Annotated in this window: 12 protein-coding genes; 7 read left to right on the forward strand and 5 right to left on the reverse strand. The window is 42.0% G+C overall.

Annotation, left to right across the window (positions count from 1 at the left end; all coding sequences use genetic code 11):
* The first annotated feature begins 119 nt into the window (after positions 1-119).
* From AC504W_RS07195 to AC504W_RS07225, 7 genes are all read left to right on the forward strand, one after another.
* Positions 120-1,157, forward strand: coding sequence for a helix-turn-helix domain-containing protein (locus AC504W_RS07195; protein ID WP_494877052.1), 1,038 nt, complete (start codon positions 120-122; stop codon positions 1,155-1,157).
* A 69-nt stretch (positions 1,158-1,226) separates the two neighbouring features.
* Positions 1,227-2,393, forward strand: a complete 1,167-nt coding sequence (bioF, locus tag AC504W_RS07200) for an 8-amino-7-oxononanoate synthase (protein ID WP_494877053.1) — start codon at positions 1,227-1,229, stop codon at positions 2,391-2,393.
* 562 nt (positions 2,394-2,955) lie between these two features.
* Complete coding sequence (locus AC504W_RS07205) at positions 2,956-8,016, forward strand: PAS domain S-box protein (RefSeq protein WP_494877055.1); 5,061 nt, start codon at positions 2,956-2,958, stop codon at positions 8,014-8,016.
* A 478-nt stretch (positions 8,017-8,494) separates the two neighbouring features.
* The gene (locus AC504W_RS07210) at positions 8,495-8,704 is read left to right on the forward strand and encodes a DUF2997 domain-containing protein (protein ID WP_494877057.1); all 210 of its coding nucleotides are present in this window, start codon (positions 8,495-8,497) and stop codon (positions 8,702-8,704) included.
* A 38-nt stretch (positions 8,705-8,742) separates the two neighbouring features.
* Positions 8,743-9,129, forward strand: coding sequence for a DUF1257 domain-containing protein (locus AC504W_RS07215; RefSeq protein ID WP_015111140.1), 387 nt, complete (start codon positions 8,743-8,745; stop codon positions 9,127-9,129).
* Positions 9,129-9,590, forward strand: a complete 462-nt coding sequence (locus tag AC504W_RS07220; protein WP_096582614.1) for a ferredoxin — start codon at positions 9,129-9,131, stop codon at positions 9,588-9,590. Before AC504W_RS07215 ends, AC504W_RS07220 begins: the two co-directional genes overlap by 1 nt.
* A 73-nt stretch (positions 9,591-9,663) precedes the next feature.
* A complete protein-coding gene (locus AC504W_RS07225; protein WP_494877058.1) occupies positions 9,664-9,819 on the forward strand; it encodes a hypothetical protein in 156 nt (51 codons plus the stop codon).
* Here the strand turns inward: AC504W_RS07225 and AC504W_RS07230 are convergent.
* The 5 genes from AC504W_RS07230 to AC504W_RS07250 all read right to left on the reverse strand — a co-directional run bounded on the left by AC504W_RS07230 (position 9,793) and on the right by AC504W_RS07250 (position 14,583).
* The gene (locus tag AC504W_RS07230; protein ID WP_494877060.1) at positions 9,793-10,701 is read right to left on the reverse strand and encodes an Rpn family recombination-promoting nuclease/putative transposase; all 909 of its coding nucleotides are present in this window, start codon (positions 10,699-10,701) and stop codon (positions 9,793-9,795) included. The two genes, AC504W_RS07225 and AC504W_RS07230, sit on opposite strands and share 27 nt — an antisense overlap.
* Positions 10,702-10,873: 172 nt before the next feature.
* A complete protein-coding gene (locus tag AC504W_RS07235) occupies positions 10,874-11,365 on the reverse strand; it encodes a DUF2321 domain-containing protein (RefSeq protein ID WP_494877061.1) in 492 nt (163 codons plus the stop codon).
* Positions 11,366-11,639: 274 nt separating this feature from the next.
* Entirely contained in the window at positions 11,640-13,043 is a 1,404-nt protein-coding gene (locus tag AC504W_RS07240) for an NAD(P)(+) transhydrogenase (Re/Si-specific) subunit beta (protein WP_494877063.1), read from the reverse strand.
* On the reverse strand, positions 13,040-13,333 hold the full coding sequence (locus AC504W_RS07245) for an NAD(P) transhydrogenase subunit alpha part 2 (protein ID WP_015111134.1): 294 nt from the start codon (positions 13,331-13,333) through the stop codon (positions 13,040-13,042). The genes AC504W_RS07240 and AC504W_RS07245 overlap by 4 nt, the downstream gene beginning before the upstream one ends.
* An 83-nt stretch (positions 13,334-13,416) precedes the next feature.
* Positions 13,417-14,583 (reverse strand): Re/Si-specific NAD(P)(+) transhydrogenase subunit alpha, encoded by a 1,167-nt coding sequence (locus AC504W_RS07250; protein ID WP_494877065.1) that lies wholly within the window; start codon positions 14,581-14,583, stop codon positions 13,417-13,419.
* Positions 14,584-15,152: the final 569 nt, after the last annotated feature.

Below are 15,152 nucleotides of genomic sequence, written 5' to 3' on the forward strand. Positions count from 1 at the left end.
AACCCTAACATCATCACAACCAAAAATTAGCTAGTTTCATACATAAATATCCGGATATAAGATTTTCCTCAAAGGAGAATTTATACAGCTATATTGCGGTATGAGGAGCAAATTCTATCATGGCTAATACACCTGCATATTTATTCAAAATTCTGGGAAATCCTGCTATGGAAATTTCCCAAGAGGAACTGCGATCGCTCTTGGGTGGAATTGAGGCAGAACTCCATCGCAGTAAGGTTTATCGCCAAGCTATAGCGACATTTCAAAAGTTACTGGATTCTTCCGAAGAAGCTAAAACTTTGTTGAAAGCTGTAGGTAGAGAAGCGATTGGTTTAGCATTTCAGCAATTTGCCAATCATGCCAAAATTTCCGATAGCAACCAACAGACAGATACAGAATTAGCACACTCTAGTGATGTCAAAACTAACCTGACTACTAATCATCTAACAGATTCATCATCAACATCTGTGGTAATTGAAGATGTCAGCAATACTTCGATAAAGAATGCAGACAGTTCAGCGAATAAACATCATTTCCCAGCACTAATGAATTGGCTAAAACCCAATCAAAAAACTGCTAACGCTGAACTAGCCAAGCAAAAGTTAGCAGAACAACGTTTAGCCATTATGGGTCAAATTGGTCAACAACTGCGTCAAGCCCGTGAAGCCAAAGGTTTTCGTTTGCGAGATTTGAGTCTCTTTACTCACCTACCAATCCATCAAATGGAAGCAGTAGAAAATGGCGACTTAAATTTATTACCAGAGGATATTTTAGTGAGAGGCTTTATCCGAGTGATGGGTAACGCTTTGGGGCTAAATGGCACAAGTTTAGCGAATACTTTACCTATGGTTAACACCGTACCATCCGTTATACCTTCTTGGTCTCAGCCTAAACATAATTCCCCAAAATCGGGTTTAGAAGTACGACCCATACATTTGTATTTAGGCTATACAGCACTGGTGGCTGGAACTGTGGGAGGATTATCTGTCGTGTCTCAGCCAGGAAAAATTGACACAACTGTTAATCCAGATGTCACCCCGTCTTCGTCGATTTCCCAATCAACCCAAACTCCAGAAACAAATGCCAAACCAGGTATCAAGTCCACTAGTAACGGAATTCGTATAGGCTCAGATATTGCCCCACCTGAAGCACTGTAATCAAGAGTGCTGAGTGTCAATATTTAGTTAAGCTACAAAAGTGTGGAGTATAATTTTCATCCTTAGTCTATGACCACAGACCCTTATGCTTGGATAGAAAAATCATTAATAACCATTCAGCGGGCAGATTGGTATCGTTCAGTACAGACATTAAGCGATCGCCCTGGTGCAACTGTGGTTTTGGCGGGGCGAAAGGTAATTAATTTTGCTAGTAACGATTATTTGGGATTAGCTGGAGATGAAAGGTTAATTGCTGCTGCTACAACGGCTATTCATGAATTGGGTACTGGTAGCACTGGTTCTCGATTACTTAGTGGACATCGAGAATTACATCGAGAATTAGAAATGGCGATCGCATCCCTCAAACAAACAGAAGATGCTATTGTCTTTAGTTCAGGATATCTGGCAAACTTAGGAGCGATCGCATCTGTCGTTGGTAAACGCGATTTAATTCTTTCTGACCAATATAATCATTCCAGCCTAAAAAATGGTGCAGTTCTCAGTGGTGCTGCCATCATAGAATATCCCCACTGTGATGTTGTGGCTTTAAAAACTCAACTCAGCCAACAGCGACAAAACTACCGCCGTTGTTTAATTATTACCGATAGCGTCTTCAGCATGGATGGCGACTTATGTCCATTACCAGCATTGTTAGAAATGTCCGCAGAATTTAACTGTATGCTGCTAGTTGATGAAGCTCATGCCACTGGGGTAATAGGCAAAACTGGCGCTGGCTGTGTGGAACATTTTGGCTGTACTGGTAAACCATTAATTCAAATTGGGACTTTGAGCAAAGCTTTAGGTAGTTTAGGCGGTTATGTAGCTGGAAGTGCCAATCTGATTGATTTTTTCCGCAATCGCGCCCCAACTTGGATTTACACCACCGGACTTTCACCTGCGGATACAGCAGCAGCCTTAGCCGCAATTCAAGTTGTTCAGCAAGAACCTCAAAGGCGGATTCAATTGTGGCGTAATGTAGATTACCTGAAAAGTTTAATGCAACAGCAGCTACCTCACCTCAAATTGCTACCTACAGAATCACCCATTCTCTGTTTTCAATTACCCAGTCCAGGTGATGCACTCCGAGTTGCTCAACACCTTAAAGATGCAGGCATTTTTGCCCCGGCAATTCGTCCGCCCACCGTACCTACTAGTCGCATCAGAATTTCTATGATGGCTACTCATACAACAGCACAGATAGAAAAATTAGTTGCTGTATTAAGAAATACTGATTAACTCGTAATGTTTGATCATCCTAAATATAAGCATCCGGTTTGATTAACGAAACTATTTGTGTATTCAAGAAACAGGAAAACGGAAAAAATATCTAGACATAGGATGAATTTTTTTAGTAAATAGCCATCTGATAACAGCCGACAAATAAAAATCAGTACCAAATTTATTGCTGTTAAAGCAAAATTTGGCATTTTATGGCAAGCCTTATCTACTGCCAATGAACGAACTTCACTCAAGAAATAGGCAATGTTGCCCAACACTTTGCCTCTTCACTATTATCTGTCTTTCCTAGTAGATATGAAATAATATATGACTGCTATATAATTTAAGATAAATATAGAAAAATGAGTTTGTTTAAAATTAATAACTGACTATTAATAAAATTTTGTACTATTACAACTTTCCTAATACACATACAATATTATCGAGAAAATTACCACTAGCAAAAGATACTTTTTATCTTAATAAAGAATCTATCTGAAGACGAATTATAAAAACTTGTAAACTAGCTTAGGGTATGTATAGCCCTCACCACAAGTATTGGTTGTTTGCAAGTGTTTTCATGCCCTACATTCCTTATTCGCAGTTACTACGTTATGGCTTTGTGGTGGTAATTGTCGCCACAGCACTAGTAATCATGCTATTACTTGACCCTCTATTAGATATGAAGGGAACGCCATTCCTGCTATTTTTTGGTGCTGTGATGGTGAGTGCTTGGCACGGTGGGATGAAATCAGGAGTTTTGGCAACCTTTTTATCAGTCATAGTCAGCGATTACTTTTTTCTTTCTGAGCATTACGCCCTCAGCTTAAGCGTATCTAATGGGGTAAAGATACTCTTATTTGCAGTACAGGGACTACTGTTTAGTTTTCTGTGTGAAGAATTAAGGCACGCTAAACGTAAAGCGGAAATTAATCTCCAGAAATTTAAACTCAGCGAGGAGCGATTTCGGGTAGCCCTGAGTAATTCAGATATTGTTGTTTTTCAGCAAGATCGAGATTTTCGTTATCAGTGGGTTCATAATCTTCAGGGTATAGGCACCGCCGAGGCATTACTGGGTAAAACTGATTATGAACTGTTTCCAGTTGCCATAGCGCAGCAATTAACAGCCATTAAACGGAGGGCTGTAGAACAAAATATTTCGGCTCGTGAAGAAGTTTGTATAACGCTGCGAGGAAAAGTCCTTTATTACGACTTGCTTGTAGAACCCCTCGGAGGCGACGGTGGCGTAACTTGTGTAGGCGTAAATATTACCCAGCGCAAGCAAACAGAACTAGAAAAAGCGAACTTACAAAGCCAACTTCAGCAAGCCCTTCAGCAAAAAGATGAAACTTTAGCGTTACTGAATGCTTGGTTAATGAGTTCCCCAATGGCACTGGCCTTTCTGGATACGGAATGGCGCTATGTTTATGTTAATGAAGCTTTAGCGGCAATTAACGGCATACCACAAAATCAACATATTGGTCGTACACTCTCAGAAGTATTACCAGACTGGGCATCGCAACTAGAGCCGATTTTCCAAGAATTAATCACAACCAAACAGCCATTACTTAACCAAGAAATCAACGGTGAAACTTATCCATCTGGGGTGTATCGTTATGGTTTGGTGAGTTACTATCCGGTCAGTTTACCAGATGGAAAATTGCTGGGAGTGGGGATCACTGGTGTTGATATCACTGCTGTAAAAAAAGCTGAACAAGCATTGCGAGAAAGCGAAGCCAAGTTTCGCAGTGTGGTTGAGTCTAATATGATTGGGATTGGCTTTTGGGAGGGTGATGGCAGAATCACAGATGCCAATGAAGCTTTGCTGAAGATGTTAGGTTACAGCCGCCAAGAATTAGTTGACAAAAAACTTGATTGGCGAAATTTAACACCTGTTGAGTATCGACGACTAGATGAACAAGCACTGGCGCAATTTCCAGACAGTTCCTTTTGCATTCCCTTTGAGAAAGAATATATCCGCAAAGATGGTACTCGCTTCCCTGTTTTAATCGGTGGTAGCCGCCATGAAGGAACTTTAGAACGAGGCGCTTTTTTTGTAATTGATATTACAGAGCGCAAGCACGCGGAAGATCAACTGCGTTACATAGCGGAAATTAGTAGTTTACTTTCTACTTCATTAGATTATGAAGAGACTTTACAGCAAATTGCCAAAATTTCTGTCCCCCAACTAGCTGACTGGTGCAGTGTGGAAATTATCACAGACGAGGGGACAATTCGCCGTTTACCTCTGGCTTATGCAGATCCATCTCAGGCAGATTTAGCCCAAAAACTTCAGGAGTATGTGCCGAATACTCAAAGTACACATCCGATCGCTAGAGTACTGCAAACAGGCATTCCCGAATTAATTGCGGAAGTATCTGATTCTGTGTTGATAGAAGCTACACAGAACGAGGAACATTTAGAAATTGTCCGGCAAATGGGGGTGAAGTCGGCAATGGTTGTGCCATTAATCGCCCATCAGCGAGTGCTGGGCTGTATTAGCTTTGCGATCGCCCATACCAATCGTTGCTACGATCAAGCTGATTTAAATTTGGCCATAGATATCGCCTATCGTGCCGCCTTAGCCGTAGAAAATGCCCAATTGTATCGAGATAATCATCAAGCTTTAATTAACTATGCCGAATCTCTCTCGCTGTTAGATGCTTTGTTAGCCGGCGCACCTGTGGCTGTCTGCTTTTTAGATCGCGAATTGCGTTATGTCAGAATTAATCAGGTGTTAGCTGACATTAATGGTTTCCCCATCGAAGCACATCTAGGACGCAAATTTGGCGATGTCTTTTCCAGCATGGCAACTGAGTTTGAAGCTCAGTTACAGCAGGTGCTAGAAACAGGCGAACCCTTACTAAATGTAGAAATTAGTGGAGAAATACCAGGAAAACAGGGAATATATGGCTATTGGTTGGGTAACTATTATCCGGTTCGCAATGCCTTAGATGAAACTGTGGGTATTGGGATTATGCTGTCGGATGTCACAGCCACCAAAGTTGCCGAGGTTGCTTTGCGCGAAAGTGAATCTAGATTTCGGGCTATGTTCAACCAAGCCGCAGTGGGGATTGCTTTGGTAGCTTTAAATGGCAAATTCTTGCAAGTGAATCCGGCGTTGTGTGACATTACCGGGTACAGCCAAGAAGAATTAATCCAGATGAGCTTTCAAGATATTACCCACCCTGATGACTTGGCAATTGATTGGGAACAAGCTGGGAGAGTGCTAACTAAAGAAATTAGTGGTTATTCTTTAGAGAAACGTTACATCCGCAAAGATGGTTCAGTAGTTTGGGTGAATTTGACTTCTTCCGCAGTTTGGGATATTCATGGACAAGCGAAGTATGCAGTCGGCATTATTGAAGATATTAGCGAACGACAAGCCGCACTACGCGATCGCCAACAAGCAGAAATAGCTCAAACTTTTTTAGTAGAAGCCAGTAGCTTACTAGCTGCCTCTCTAGATTATCAAGTCACTCTCAATAATGTGGCTAGTTTGCTAGTGCCTACCCTAGCCGATTGGTGTGTGGTTGATGTGCTGGGAGAAAATGATGTCATTGAACAAATAGCCATGATCTCTGCCAATCCGGCGCAGAAAGAAATATTAACAGAACTCCGACGACTTTATCCCCCCAAGTACGAAAACAACAGCCCATTTCGAGCAACATTACTACGCAGGCAATCAGTCTTTTATCCCGCACTGCCAGATCAGCTTCTGGCACAGATGGCTGAAGACGAGGAGCATTTAAAATTACTCCAAAGCCTGGGGATGAATTCTTTAATGATTATTCCCCTGCATTTACGCGGGAAAGTATTTGGCGTAATTTCTTTAGTCAGAGGCGAATCTAGCTGTGCCTACAACTCAGCAGACTTGACATTAGCCGAAGATTTGGCTCATCGTGCAGCCACAGCCATTGATAACGCTAAACTTTACCAAAAAACTCAGCAGGCAAAACAAGCCGCAGAATTAGCTGTTAACCGGACTGTACGTTTACAAAAAATCACCGCCGCCCTTTCCGAAGCCATCACACCGCAACAGGTGGCTGATGTTGTCGTCAACCAGGGAATTGCCGCCTTGGGTGCTAGTGCTGGTTCTGTTAGCTTGTTAGCAGAAAAAGGCAGTTGTCTCAAAGTTGTCCAAGCCACTGGCTATCCGTCATCAGTGCTTGAGGCTTGGGAAAGTTTTTCTGTGATGGCGGCTGTACCTTTAGCAGCAGCAGTCAGAACGGGAAAGCCAATTTTTATCGAAAGTTCAGCAGCCTTCGCCGCAAATTATCCCCACTTAGCAGAACTGCCTTCAGTCACAGGAAATTCTGCCTTTGCCTGCATTCCCTTGATTTTAGAAAAACAAGTAATTGGGGCATTAGGCTTGAGCTTTAGTCATACCCAAATTTTTTCTGAAGCAGATCAAGGATTTATGTTGACATTGGGGCAACAATGCGCTCAGGCGATCGCTCGCGCTCAACTCTACGAAGCCGAAAGTTATGCCCGTTCGGAAGCTGAAACCGCTAACCGCATCAAAGATGAATTTCTGGCGGTGCTTTCTCATGAATTGCGAACACCCCTCAACCCGATTTTGGGCTGGGCAAAACTACTCCGCACCCGTAAAAACGACGAAGCCACAATAGTTCGGGCTTTAGAAACCATTGAGCGCAACGCTAAGTTACAAGCCCAGCTGATAGAAGATTTATTAGATGTGTCGCGGATTTTGCGGGGTAAATTGAGTCTACATATCCGCACCGTAGATTTAAACAGCACAATTACCGCCGCCTTAGAAACAGTGCGTTTAGCCGCCGAAGCCAAGTCAATTCAACTGCAAACAGTACTGTCGCAGCATAGCGTCGAAGTGATGGGTGATGGCGATCGCTTGCAACAAATTGTCTGGAATTTAGTATCCAATGCTGTCAAGTTTACCCCGGCTGAGGGATGGGTAGAAGTGCGTTTAGCGCAAGTTGGTATGGAAGCGCAAATTCAAGTCATTGATAACGGGAAGGGAATCACCCCGGAATTTTTACCCTACGTCTTTGAATACTTCCGCCAAGCCGACGGCAAAACCACCAGAGTATTTGGTGGGCTAGGGTTAGGACTGGCGATTGTCCGCCATTTAGTAGAACTCCACGGTGGTACAGTTTTTGCAGATAGCCCAGGTGAAGGACAAGGGGCAATTTTTACAGTCCGACTCCCTCTACATAAAAGTGCTGAATCTGTCAGTACGACAAACTCAGTACAGATGGATTTAGCAACCCAAGATATATTACTAGCGGGAGTGCGAATTTTGTTTGTTGATGATCAAGCTGATGTGTTGGAATTTTTCAGCTTTGCCTTAGAACAATATGGGGCGGAAGTCACAGCAGTCGCCTCCGCAGCAGAAGCATTAGAAGCACTCGTGAAATTGCAGCCAGATATTTTATTAAGTGATATTGGAATGCCCATTATGGATGGCTATATGTTGCTGCGCCAAGTGAGACAATTACCCCCAGACAAAGGCGGGGAGATTCCCGCGATCGCCCTAACAGCCTATGCTGGTGAAATCGACTACAAACAAGCAATGGCCGCAGGTTTTCAACGACATATCCCCAAACCCGTTGATCCCCTTGACTTAGCAATGGCGATCGCTAAACTCATTAGTCAAAAATAAGCCCTAGACGATGGTTATGGCAGCAAGCAAAGCACTTCATCCTCACCTGCTGTCTTGATGCTCAATCTGTCATCAAAAATCATTTCATCCTCTGACTCTCATAATTTATACCCCTAGAGAGAATAGGTTTAATTTAATAATAATGATAAACTTTTTCAATAAATTACATAGTTTTATGACTAACCTATCTAGCTATACTACCGAAGAGTGCTGATTTATCAAGCATTTATCCCTGACTTTACAAGCTCAGTTATAAACTTGACTATTCCAGAAGGTTAAGAGAAACTAACTAATGACAGACGTGCGGACTTATTAAACTAATAATTTTTGTAAATTTTCTGAGATATTTATTTTGAGAGATGGAACATTAGTTAAAAAATGGCAAGTTTGTGTCTAAGTAACAATGTTCCCTGGACAGGCTTTTTAGCATTGTGCTAAGGAGTAAAGTCTAAGCTTACTATCGTGGTTGGCCAAGAGCATGGAGACATTAGAATTCATAATTTATCCAGACGGTCGCGTACAAGAGAAAGTCACTGGCATTGTGGGTGCTTCTTGTGCTGAGGTAACAGCGGCAATTGAAGCACAACTGGGGCAAGTACTTAATCAAGAGCCAACCTCAGAATTTTTCGCCAATCAAGTACAACAATCCAATCTGGCGAATACGCAAGCTACTTACAGCGAATGGTAAGTTTTCCAGCAGTTTATTGTCGTTGATTTACAACCACCATGTCACACTTTAGCCAAATTAAGACTCAAATCCGTAACCTTGATTCCTTAAAAGATGCACTGACTGAATTGGGCATCGACTGGAAACCCGGCCCCCGTGAGGTACGTGGTTATCGTGGTCAAACCCATCCTGCGGAAGTGACCATCGAGCAAGAAAATGGCTATGACATCGGCTTTAGATGGAATGGCAAAGAATATGAACTAGTTGCTGACTTGCAATATTGGCAACAAAATCTGTCTGTAGATGGTTTCTTACGCCAAGTAACCCAGCGTTATGCTTATCAAACAGTTGTGAAAGAAACTGCGCTGGCTGGCTTTCAAGTTGCTGAACAACAGAAAAATGCCGACGGTTCTATTCGCTTAGTAGTACAACGCTGGAGTGCGTAATGGCTGATTTTCTGCCTTCGCCGGAAGAACAGGAAGATAATCGTTCCGGTTTGGAACCAGAATTAGGCGGTTTTTTGCGGGATGACCCAGAACGTTCTGGTTTGGAACCGGAATTGGGTGGAGTGTTGCGGCAAAAAGGTGTTTATGTTGATGAAATTACCTGTATTGGCTGTAAACACTGCGCCCATGTAGCACGAAATACTTTTTACATTGAACCAGATTACGGGCGATCGCGCGTAATTCGTCAAGATGGGGACGCAGAAGAAGTTATCCAAGAAGCAATTGACACCTGTCCCGTTGATTGCATCCATTGGGTAGATTACACAGAATTAAGAAACTTAGAAGACGAGCGCAAGTATCAAGTAATTCCTGTGGTCGGTTATCCGGTAGAATTGGCAGTTGCTGCTTCTGCAAAACGAAAGCAAAAGCAAAAACTCAAAAACAAAAAATCCCGTTATTAAAATAAAAAATTAAATAATTCTCCAAAAGGACTGGTTAATCTAGTCCTTTTATTTTTAATTAATTGGATTTCTCATGTCACAGTTTAGCTTGCGATCGCACTTTGTAGGAAAAATTCAAACAATTGGCAAAGCGATCGCTTTTTTTACGAATCATAGAGGCGCAGAGAACACAGAAGAGCGATCGCCTGCTAAAATAAACGACTTATTGCTGTTGCAACCAAGCTACTAAATCAGCTTCATTAGAGAAATCCAGTAAAGCTTCTGCTAAATCCTCTAACTGAGTTAACGATAATCCCCGCAGTTGTTCTTGTAATTCAGGAGTAATTGTACCAACGCGTCTTGTTAATTGACGCTGAATTACTTTCAATTCTCCTTGTTGTAGCCCTTGTTGTATCCCTTCCTCCATCCAACTAGTGACGATTTGCATAACTACCTCTTGTTGAGTTGGTTCAAATTGGGCAATTTCCGCCTGGAATATTTCTTTTTCTTGGGCATTTAGGCGTAGGTAGCTGTCAATAAACCCAGAAATTAACTGCATCCGCGCGGGATCTAACTGCAATGTAGCTAACAGACGCAAACACTCAGATTTTACTCTGGGGCGGTCTTGTGGCGCTATATTCATCTTAGCCATGAGCGCACTAGCTACGGGGTTTTGCTGTTGCAGATATTCTCGCCAATTCAGACGATTTAACTGAATCACATCATAGTTGAATTGCAAGATAAGTTTATTGGGAAATGCGACTTGATGAAAATCTGGTTCGGCTCTTTTGGGGCGCTCGTAAGAAAATAAAGCAATAGGATAAACTGGTAAGCCGTATTTCTCATACAATCGGGCAAAGTAGCGATACATCCGTAAATCAAATGCTTCTTGATAATATGCTTGATGTTCCAGATGTATTAAGAAAAACGATTCTTGTTGTCTAAATTTTGCTTTAACTACTATGTCAGTTTCATATTTTTCGCCAGCCGTAACATCAGTAAATATTTCTTTATCAAGAAAGGTGATGGTGTCTTTTTCCAGATAAGCAGTAATTTCTGGGAAGAATAACTCGATGAATTCCCAGAAGAAGGTGGTGAGTAGTTCTTTGAACAGGCGATCGTGGTCTATCATGATTAGATTTATATCATGTTACTGATGAGCGATCGCTGTTTTTAACGAACCACAGAGGCATAGAGGACGCAGAGGAAAAGGAAGCGCTCACAGCGTAAATATTTTTTAGGGCAAAAACTCTTTGTATAAGTACTAGTATATTCCTAGCATTTTGAAAATTATTGAATTAATACTAAGAAGGCCATATAAGTTTTTTAGCTGTTTCACTAATGATATTAATCAAAACTTTCTGAAAAAGATCCCCTGTAACTCCTCCTGCTTTAGCCACTAACTTCTTGAACTTTAAGGAAGCAACTTCTACGTTCAGAGGATTTTTTACTAAATCATCAATGCTCACCTTTAAAGCAGCTTTCTCTTCTGGTGTTAGATTATCGGTTTCATCTGCTAATTCTTTAGCTGCCTCTAGTTGAGTTTCTGTCCAAGGATAGGGTTTTCCACAATTTTGGCAAAACTTTGGACAATCAAAATCAGAAATATAAACTACATCTGGAATATGATAATAACCCCTAATATTGATTTTACAATGTAGACAACTAGTAATAGTTTCCACACCACATTTTTCGCAGAATTTTTGGTTATATTGTGGAGATGTAACAGCCCTTGTATTCATTACATGTCCGTTCAAACAAATTTGTGCTGTATCATAATAAGTATTTCTTATCATAAACTTTTTGCCACTATAATTAATACAATATTTTTGTACTATTCTAGACTAAGTTAGATAAAATTTACACTTTAGATTTACAAGAACTAAAACAGAGTTAGGAAATAATTTTACTTCAGTTTAACAGTATTAACTAAGAAAGTCTTTTATATTACACATAGCTCATTTAATATAGATATTTTTTGCATAAAAAACTTGCCTCAGGAGCATACATTCCTAAGGCAAGCTAACTTTCTTATTCGTTATTCATGCTTTTAGCGTAATAGGCGGTTCATTACAGTTGTTTCACTTCCGAAACCAACTTCGCCACCATATCTTTCGCGCTACCAAACAACATTGTGGTTTTATCTTTGTAGAACAATTCATTATCTACACCAGCAAAACCTGCACTCATCCCGCGCTTAATTACAATTGTTTGTTTTGCCCGATCTACTTCCAAAATTGGCATTCCGTAAATGGGGCTATTACTATCGCTACGCGCCGCTGGATTTACCACATCATTCGCGCCAATTACCAAAGCTACATCGGCTTGCTCAAATTGGGGATTGATATCATCCATGTCATACAACTGGGTGTAAGGCACATTCGCCTCTGCCAATAACACGTTCATGTGTCCGGGCATTCTTCCCGCTACAGGGTGAATGGCATACTTCACATCTACACCCATACGTTCTAATTGATCTGCCAATTCCCGCACACTGTGTTGGGCTTGAGCAACTGCCATACCGTAACCAGGTACAATGACCACGTTCCGGGCATAACCCAACATCATCGCGCCTTCTTCGGGATCAATGCTGCGGACAGTTTGATCTGTTGCACCAGCCGCAGCCGCACCACCAGCCGCACCACCTGTACCAAAAGCACTGAACAACACGCTGAATAGCGAACGGTTCATCGCTTTACACATGATTTCTGTCAGGATGAGTCCAGAGGCTCCCACCAATGCGCCGGCGATAATTAACATATTGTTCATTACCACAAACCCGGCGGCGGACGCTGCTACACCTGACAAGGAGTTCAGCAGCGAAATTACCACAGGCATATCGCCGCCACCAATGGGGATGACGAACATTACACCCAATACTAAAGAAACAGCAGTCACCGCCAAAAATATGGGTAGGCTATCTGGTGTGACGATTAAGTAAGCACTACCAGCTAGATAAGCACCTAGCAGCAACAAGTTAAATGGTTGCTGGAAGGGAAAGGTAATGGGGGAACCGCTAATTAAACCTTGTAATTTAGCAAATGCGAGAAAACTACCCGTGAAGGTAACACCCCCAATTAACACATCCAATAACATGGAAATGTTGACATCTAGAGGGATGGGTTGGGAGTGTTCTAGTAACCGCCAAAATTCTGCCACAGCGACTAACGCCGAAGCTGCACCGCCCAAACCGTTGAGTAACCCCACCATTTGGGGCATTTCGGTCATTTGGACTTTGTAAGCTGCGATCGCACCAATGCCTGAACCAATCGCCAAGCCTAACAAAATCATTTCATAATTCAACACATGCTGGTCTAGCATTGTTGCCACAATTGCCAACAGCATACCCACAGCGGCAATCACATTCCCATTCCGGGCTGTGGCGGGGGAACCCAGCTTTTTCAAACCGAAAATGAATAAGGATGCAGCGACTAAGTACGTCAGCTGAATTCCAGTTGGTAAAAAGTCGCTCACGCCTTAATCTCCTTTTTCTTGAACATTTGCAGCATTCTGTCGGTGACGAGGAAACCACCCACAACGTTGACTGTGGCGAGGATCACCGCAATCAAACCGAGAATTACCGAAACACTTGTTTCTCTAGCACCAGCCGCCACTATCGCCCCCAGTACCGCAATGCCAGAAATTGCATTTGAACCGGACATTAAGGGTGTATGTAGGGTTGGAGGGACTTTGTTAATGACTTCAAAACCGATAAAAGATGCCAAAACAAATACAAACAAAGCAGCAAGTAATGCTTCTGTCATGAAATAAAAACTCCTTGGTCAATAGTCAATAGTCAACAGTTAATAGTCAATAGCAACTAACTATTAACAACTGACAAACTTCATTAAGTTGCACCTACGCTGCTTAAGGCTTGCAGGGCATCTTTGACACGTTGATTGCGAATCTCGCCTGCATGGGTAATGCAAGCTGCTTCAACGATGTCGTCAGCAAAGTTAATCTGCAAAGCTTTATCTTTAATTAAAAGTTGCATCAACGATGTCACGTTCTTGGCATACAGTTGGCTGGCGTGAACTGGCATGGATGAAGGGAGATTAATCGGGCCAATAATGGTTATGCCATTCCAGACAATATCTTTGCCGGGATCGGTGCAAGCACAGTTACCACCTTGTTCCGCTGCTAAATCGACAATCACCGAACCGGGTTTCATTTGTGCCACCATTTCTTCTGTGACTAACAATGGGGCTTTTCTTCCTGGAACTTGGGCGGTAGTAATAACGACATCAGCATTTTTGACGTGTTCAGCCACAACTTCTTGAGTCCGCTGTTTACTGGCTTCGGAAATTTCTTTGGCATAACCACCAGCTGCTGTGGTTTCTTCTTCGAGTTTGACTTCGACGAATTTTGCCCCTAAGCTTTGGACTTCTTCTTTCACAGCGGGACGAATATCAAAGGCTTCGACAACTGCGCCTAAACGTCTGGCGGTGGCGATCGCTTGCAATCCTGCCACACCTGCACCCATAATAAATACTTTTGCTGGGGCGATCGTGCCGGCGGCTGTTGTCAGCATCGGGAAATATTTTGGTAATGCGGCGGCGGCGATTAATACTGCCTTGTAACCTGCTAGTGAAGCTTGTGAAGACAAAGCATCCATACTTTGCGCTCTGGTGCTGCGGGGGATCAATTCCATGCTCAAAGCTGTGACTTTGCGGTTGGCTAGATGCTGCGCCACCACCGGATTTCCTAAAGGATTGAGAAAGCTAATTAAAATAGATCCTTCTCGTAATAAATCAATTTCTGAGCGTCCATCTTCTCTTTCTTGCGGTGGACTAACTTTTAATAAAATATCGGCTTCGTTCCACAATTGAACAGTATCACTAATAATTTTAGCGCCTGCTGCTTGATATGCAGAATCACTAAAAAAGGAACGTTCTCCTGCACCTTTTTCTACCCAGACTTCTAAACCTTGTTTAACTAATCGAGCAACAGTGTCAGGATTTAATCCCACACGACGTTCACAAACTTCTATTTCTTTAGCAACTGCTATTCTCATGAAATCTCCTAGAGATAAATACTTACATCTCTGCAAAATCTGTGTCCCTATTTAGGGATGTCTCCTACTCCTACCTAGTGAAGCTGCCATTATTGCTAGAGATCGCTTGAATTTGTAGATTGAACCTTGAACTTTATCTTTCCTACTTTTAGTTCTCAGGCTAAAGCCGGATTTTTCCCCTGGTATAGGTCACACTTGCTGATCGTGACCGATAGGTTTACATATTGCTAATGCTATGTTGATTCCCCAGTTTACATCTTTGTCTTTAGGTTATTTTCCAGATTGAAAAATTTTGCCTTACTTACACAGTGGAATCTTCGTAAAAGTTTTAAAGCTTAATAATTTGATGATTTTTTAAAGATTACTATTTCATTGATGGCTACTTATTTTTATTAATTTAGCTCAATCTCCAGAGCGATCGCTAATTTTATAGCTCAATTTTTATAACAAAGCTCTCAAAATTTAGATACACTCGTACATATTTAGCAACATACACATTTTTAAAAGTGCTGAGTGCTGAGTAAACAGACTAGTATCTAGTCCCAATAGGGACTGCTATCAGCCTCCTA

Source organism: Nostoc sp. C96, assembly GCF_059384975.1.

Excerpts from the sequence above, each read along its gene's own strand:
- AC504W_RS07195 (WP_494877052.1), top strand. The coding sequence starts at position 120 with ATGGCTAATACACCTGCATATTTATTCAAAATTCTGGGAAATCCTGCT.
- AC504W_RS07205 (WP_494877055.1), top strand. The coding sequence starts at position 2,956 with ATGCCCTACATTCCTTATTCGCAGTTACTACGTTATGGCTTTGTGGTG.
- AC504W_RS07230 (WP_494877060.1), bottom strand. The coding sequence starts at position 10,701 with ATGATAGACCACGATCGCCTGTTCAAAGAACTACTCACCACCTTCTTC.
- AC504W_RS07215 (WP_015111140.1), top strand. The coding sequence starts at position 8,743 with ATGTCACACTTTAGCCAAATTAAGACTCAAATCCGTAACCTTGATTCC.
- AC504W_RS07250 (WP_494877065.1), bottom strand. The coding sequence starts at position 14,583 with ATGAGAATAGCAGTTGCTAAAGAAATAGAAGTTTGTGAACGTCGTGTG.
- AC504W_RS07220 (WP_096582614.1), top strand. The coding sequence starts at position 9,129 with ATGGCTGATTTTCTGCCTTCGCCGGAAGAACAGGAAGATAATCGTTCC.
- AC504W_RS07225 (WP_494877058.1), top strand. The coding sequence starts at position 9,664 with ATGTCACAGTTTAGCTTGCGATCGCACTTTGTAGGAAAAATTCAAACA.
- AC504W_RS07245 (WP_015111134.1), bottom strand. The coding sequence starts at position 13,333 with ATGACAGAAGCATTACTTGCTGCTTTGTTTGTATTTGTTTTGGCATCT.
- AC504W_RS07235 (WP_494877061.1), bottom strand. The coding sequence starts at position 11,365 with ATGATAAGAAATACTTATTATGATACAGCACAAATTTGTTTGAACGGA.
- AC504W_RS07210 (WP_494877057.1), top strand. The coding sequence starts at position 8,495 with ATGGAGACATTAGAATTCATAATTTATCCAGACGGTCGCGTACAAGAG.
- bioF (WP_494877053.1), top strand. The coding sequence starts at position 1,227 with ATGACCACAGACCCTTATGCTTGGATAGAAAAATCATTAATAACCATT.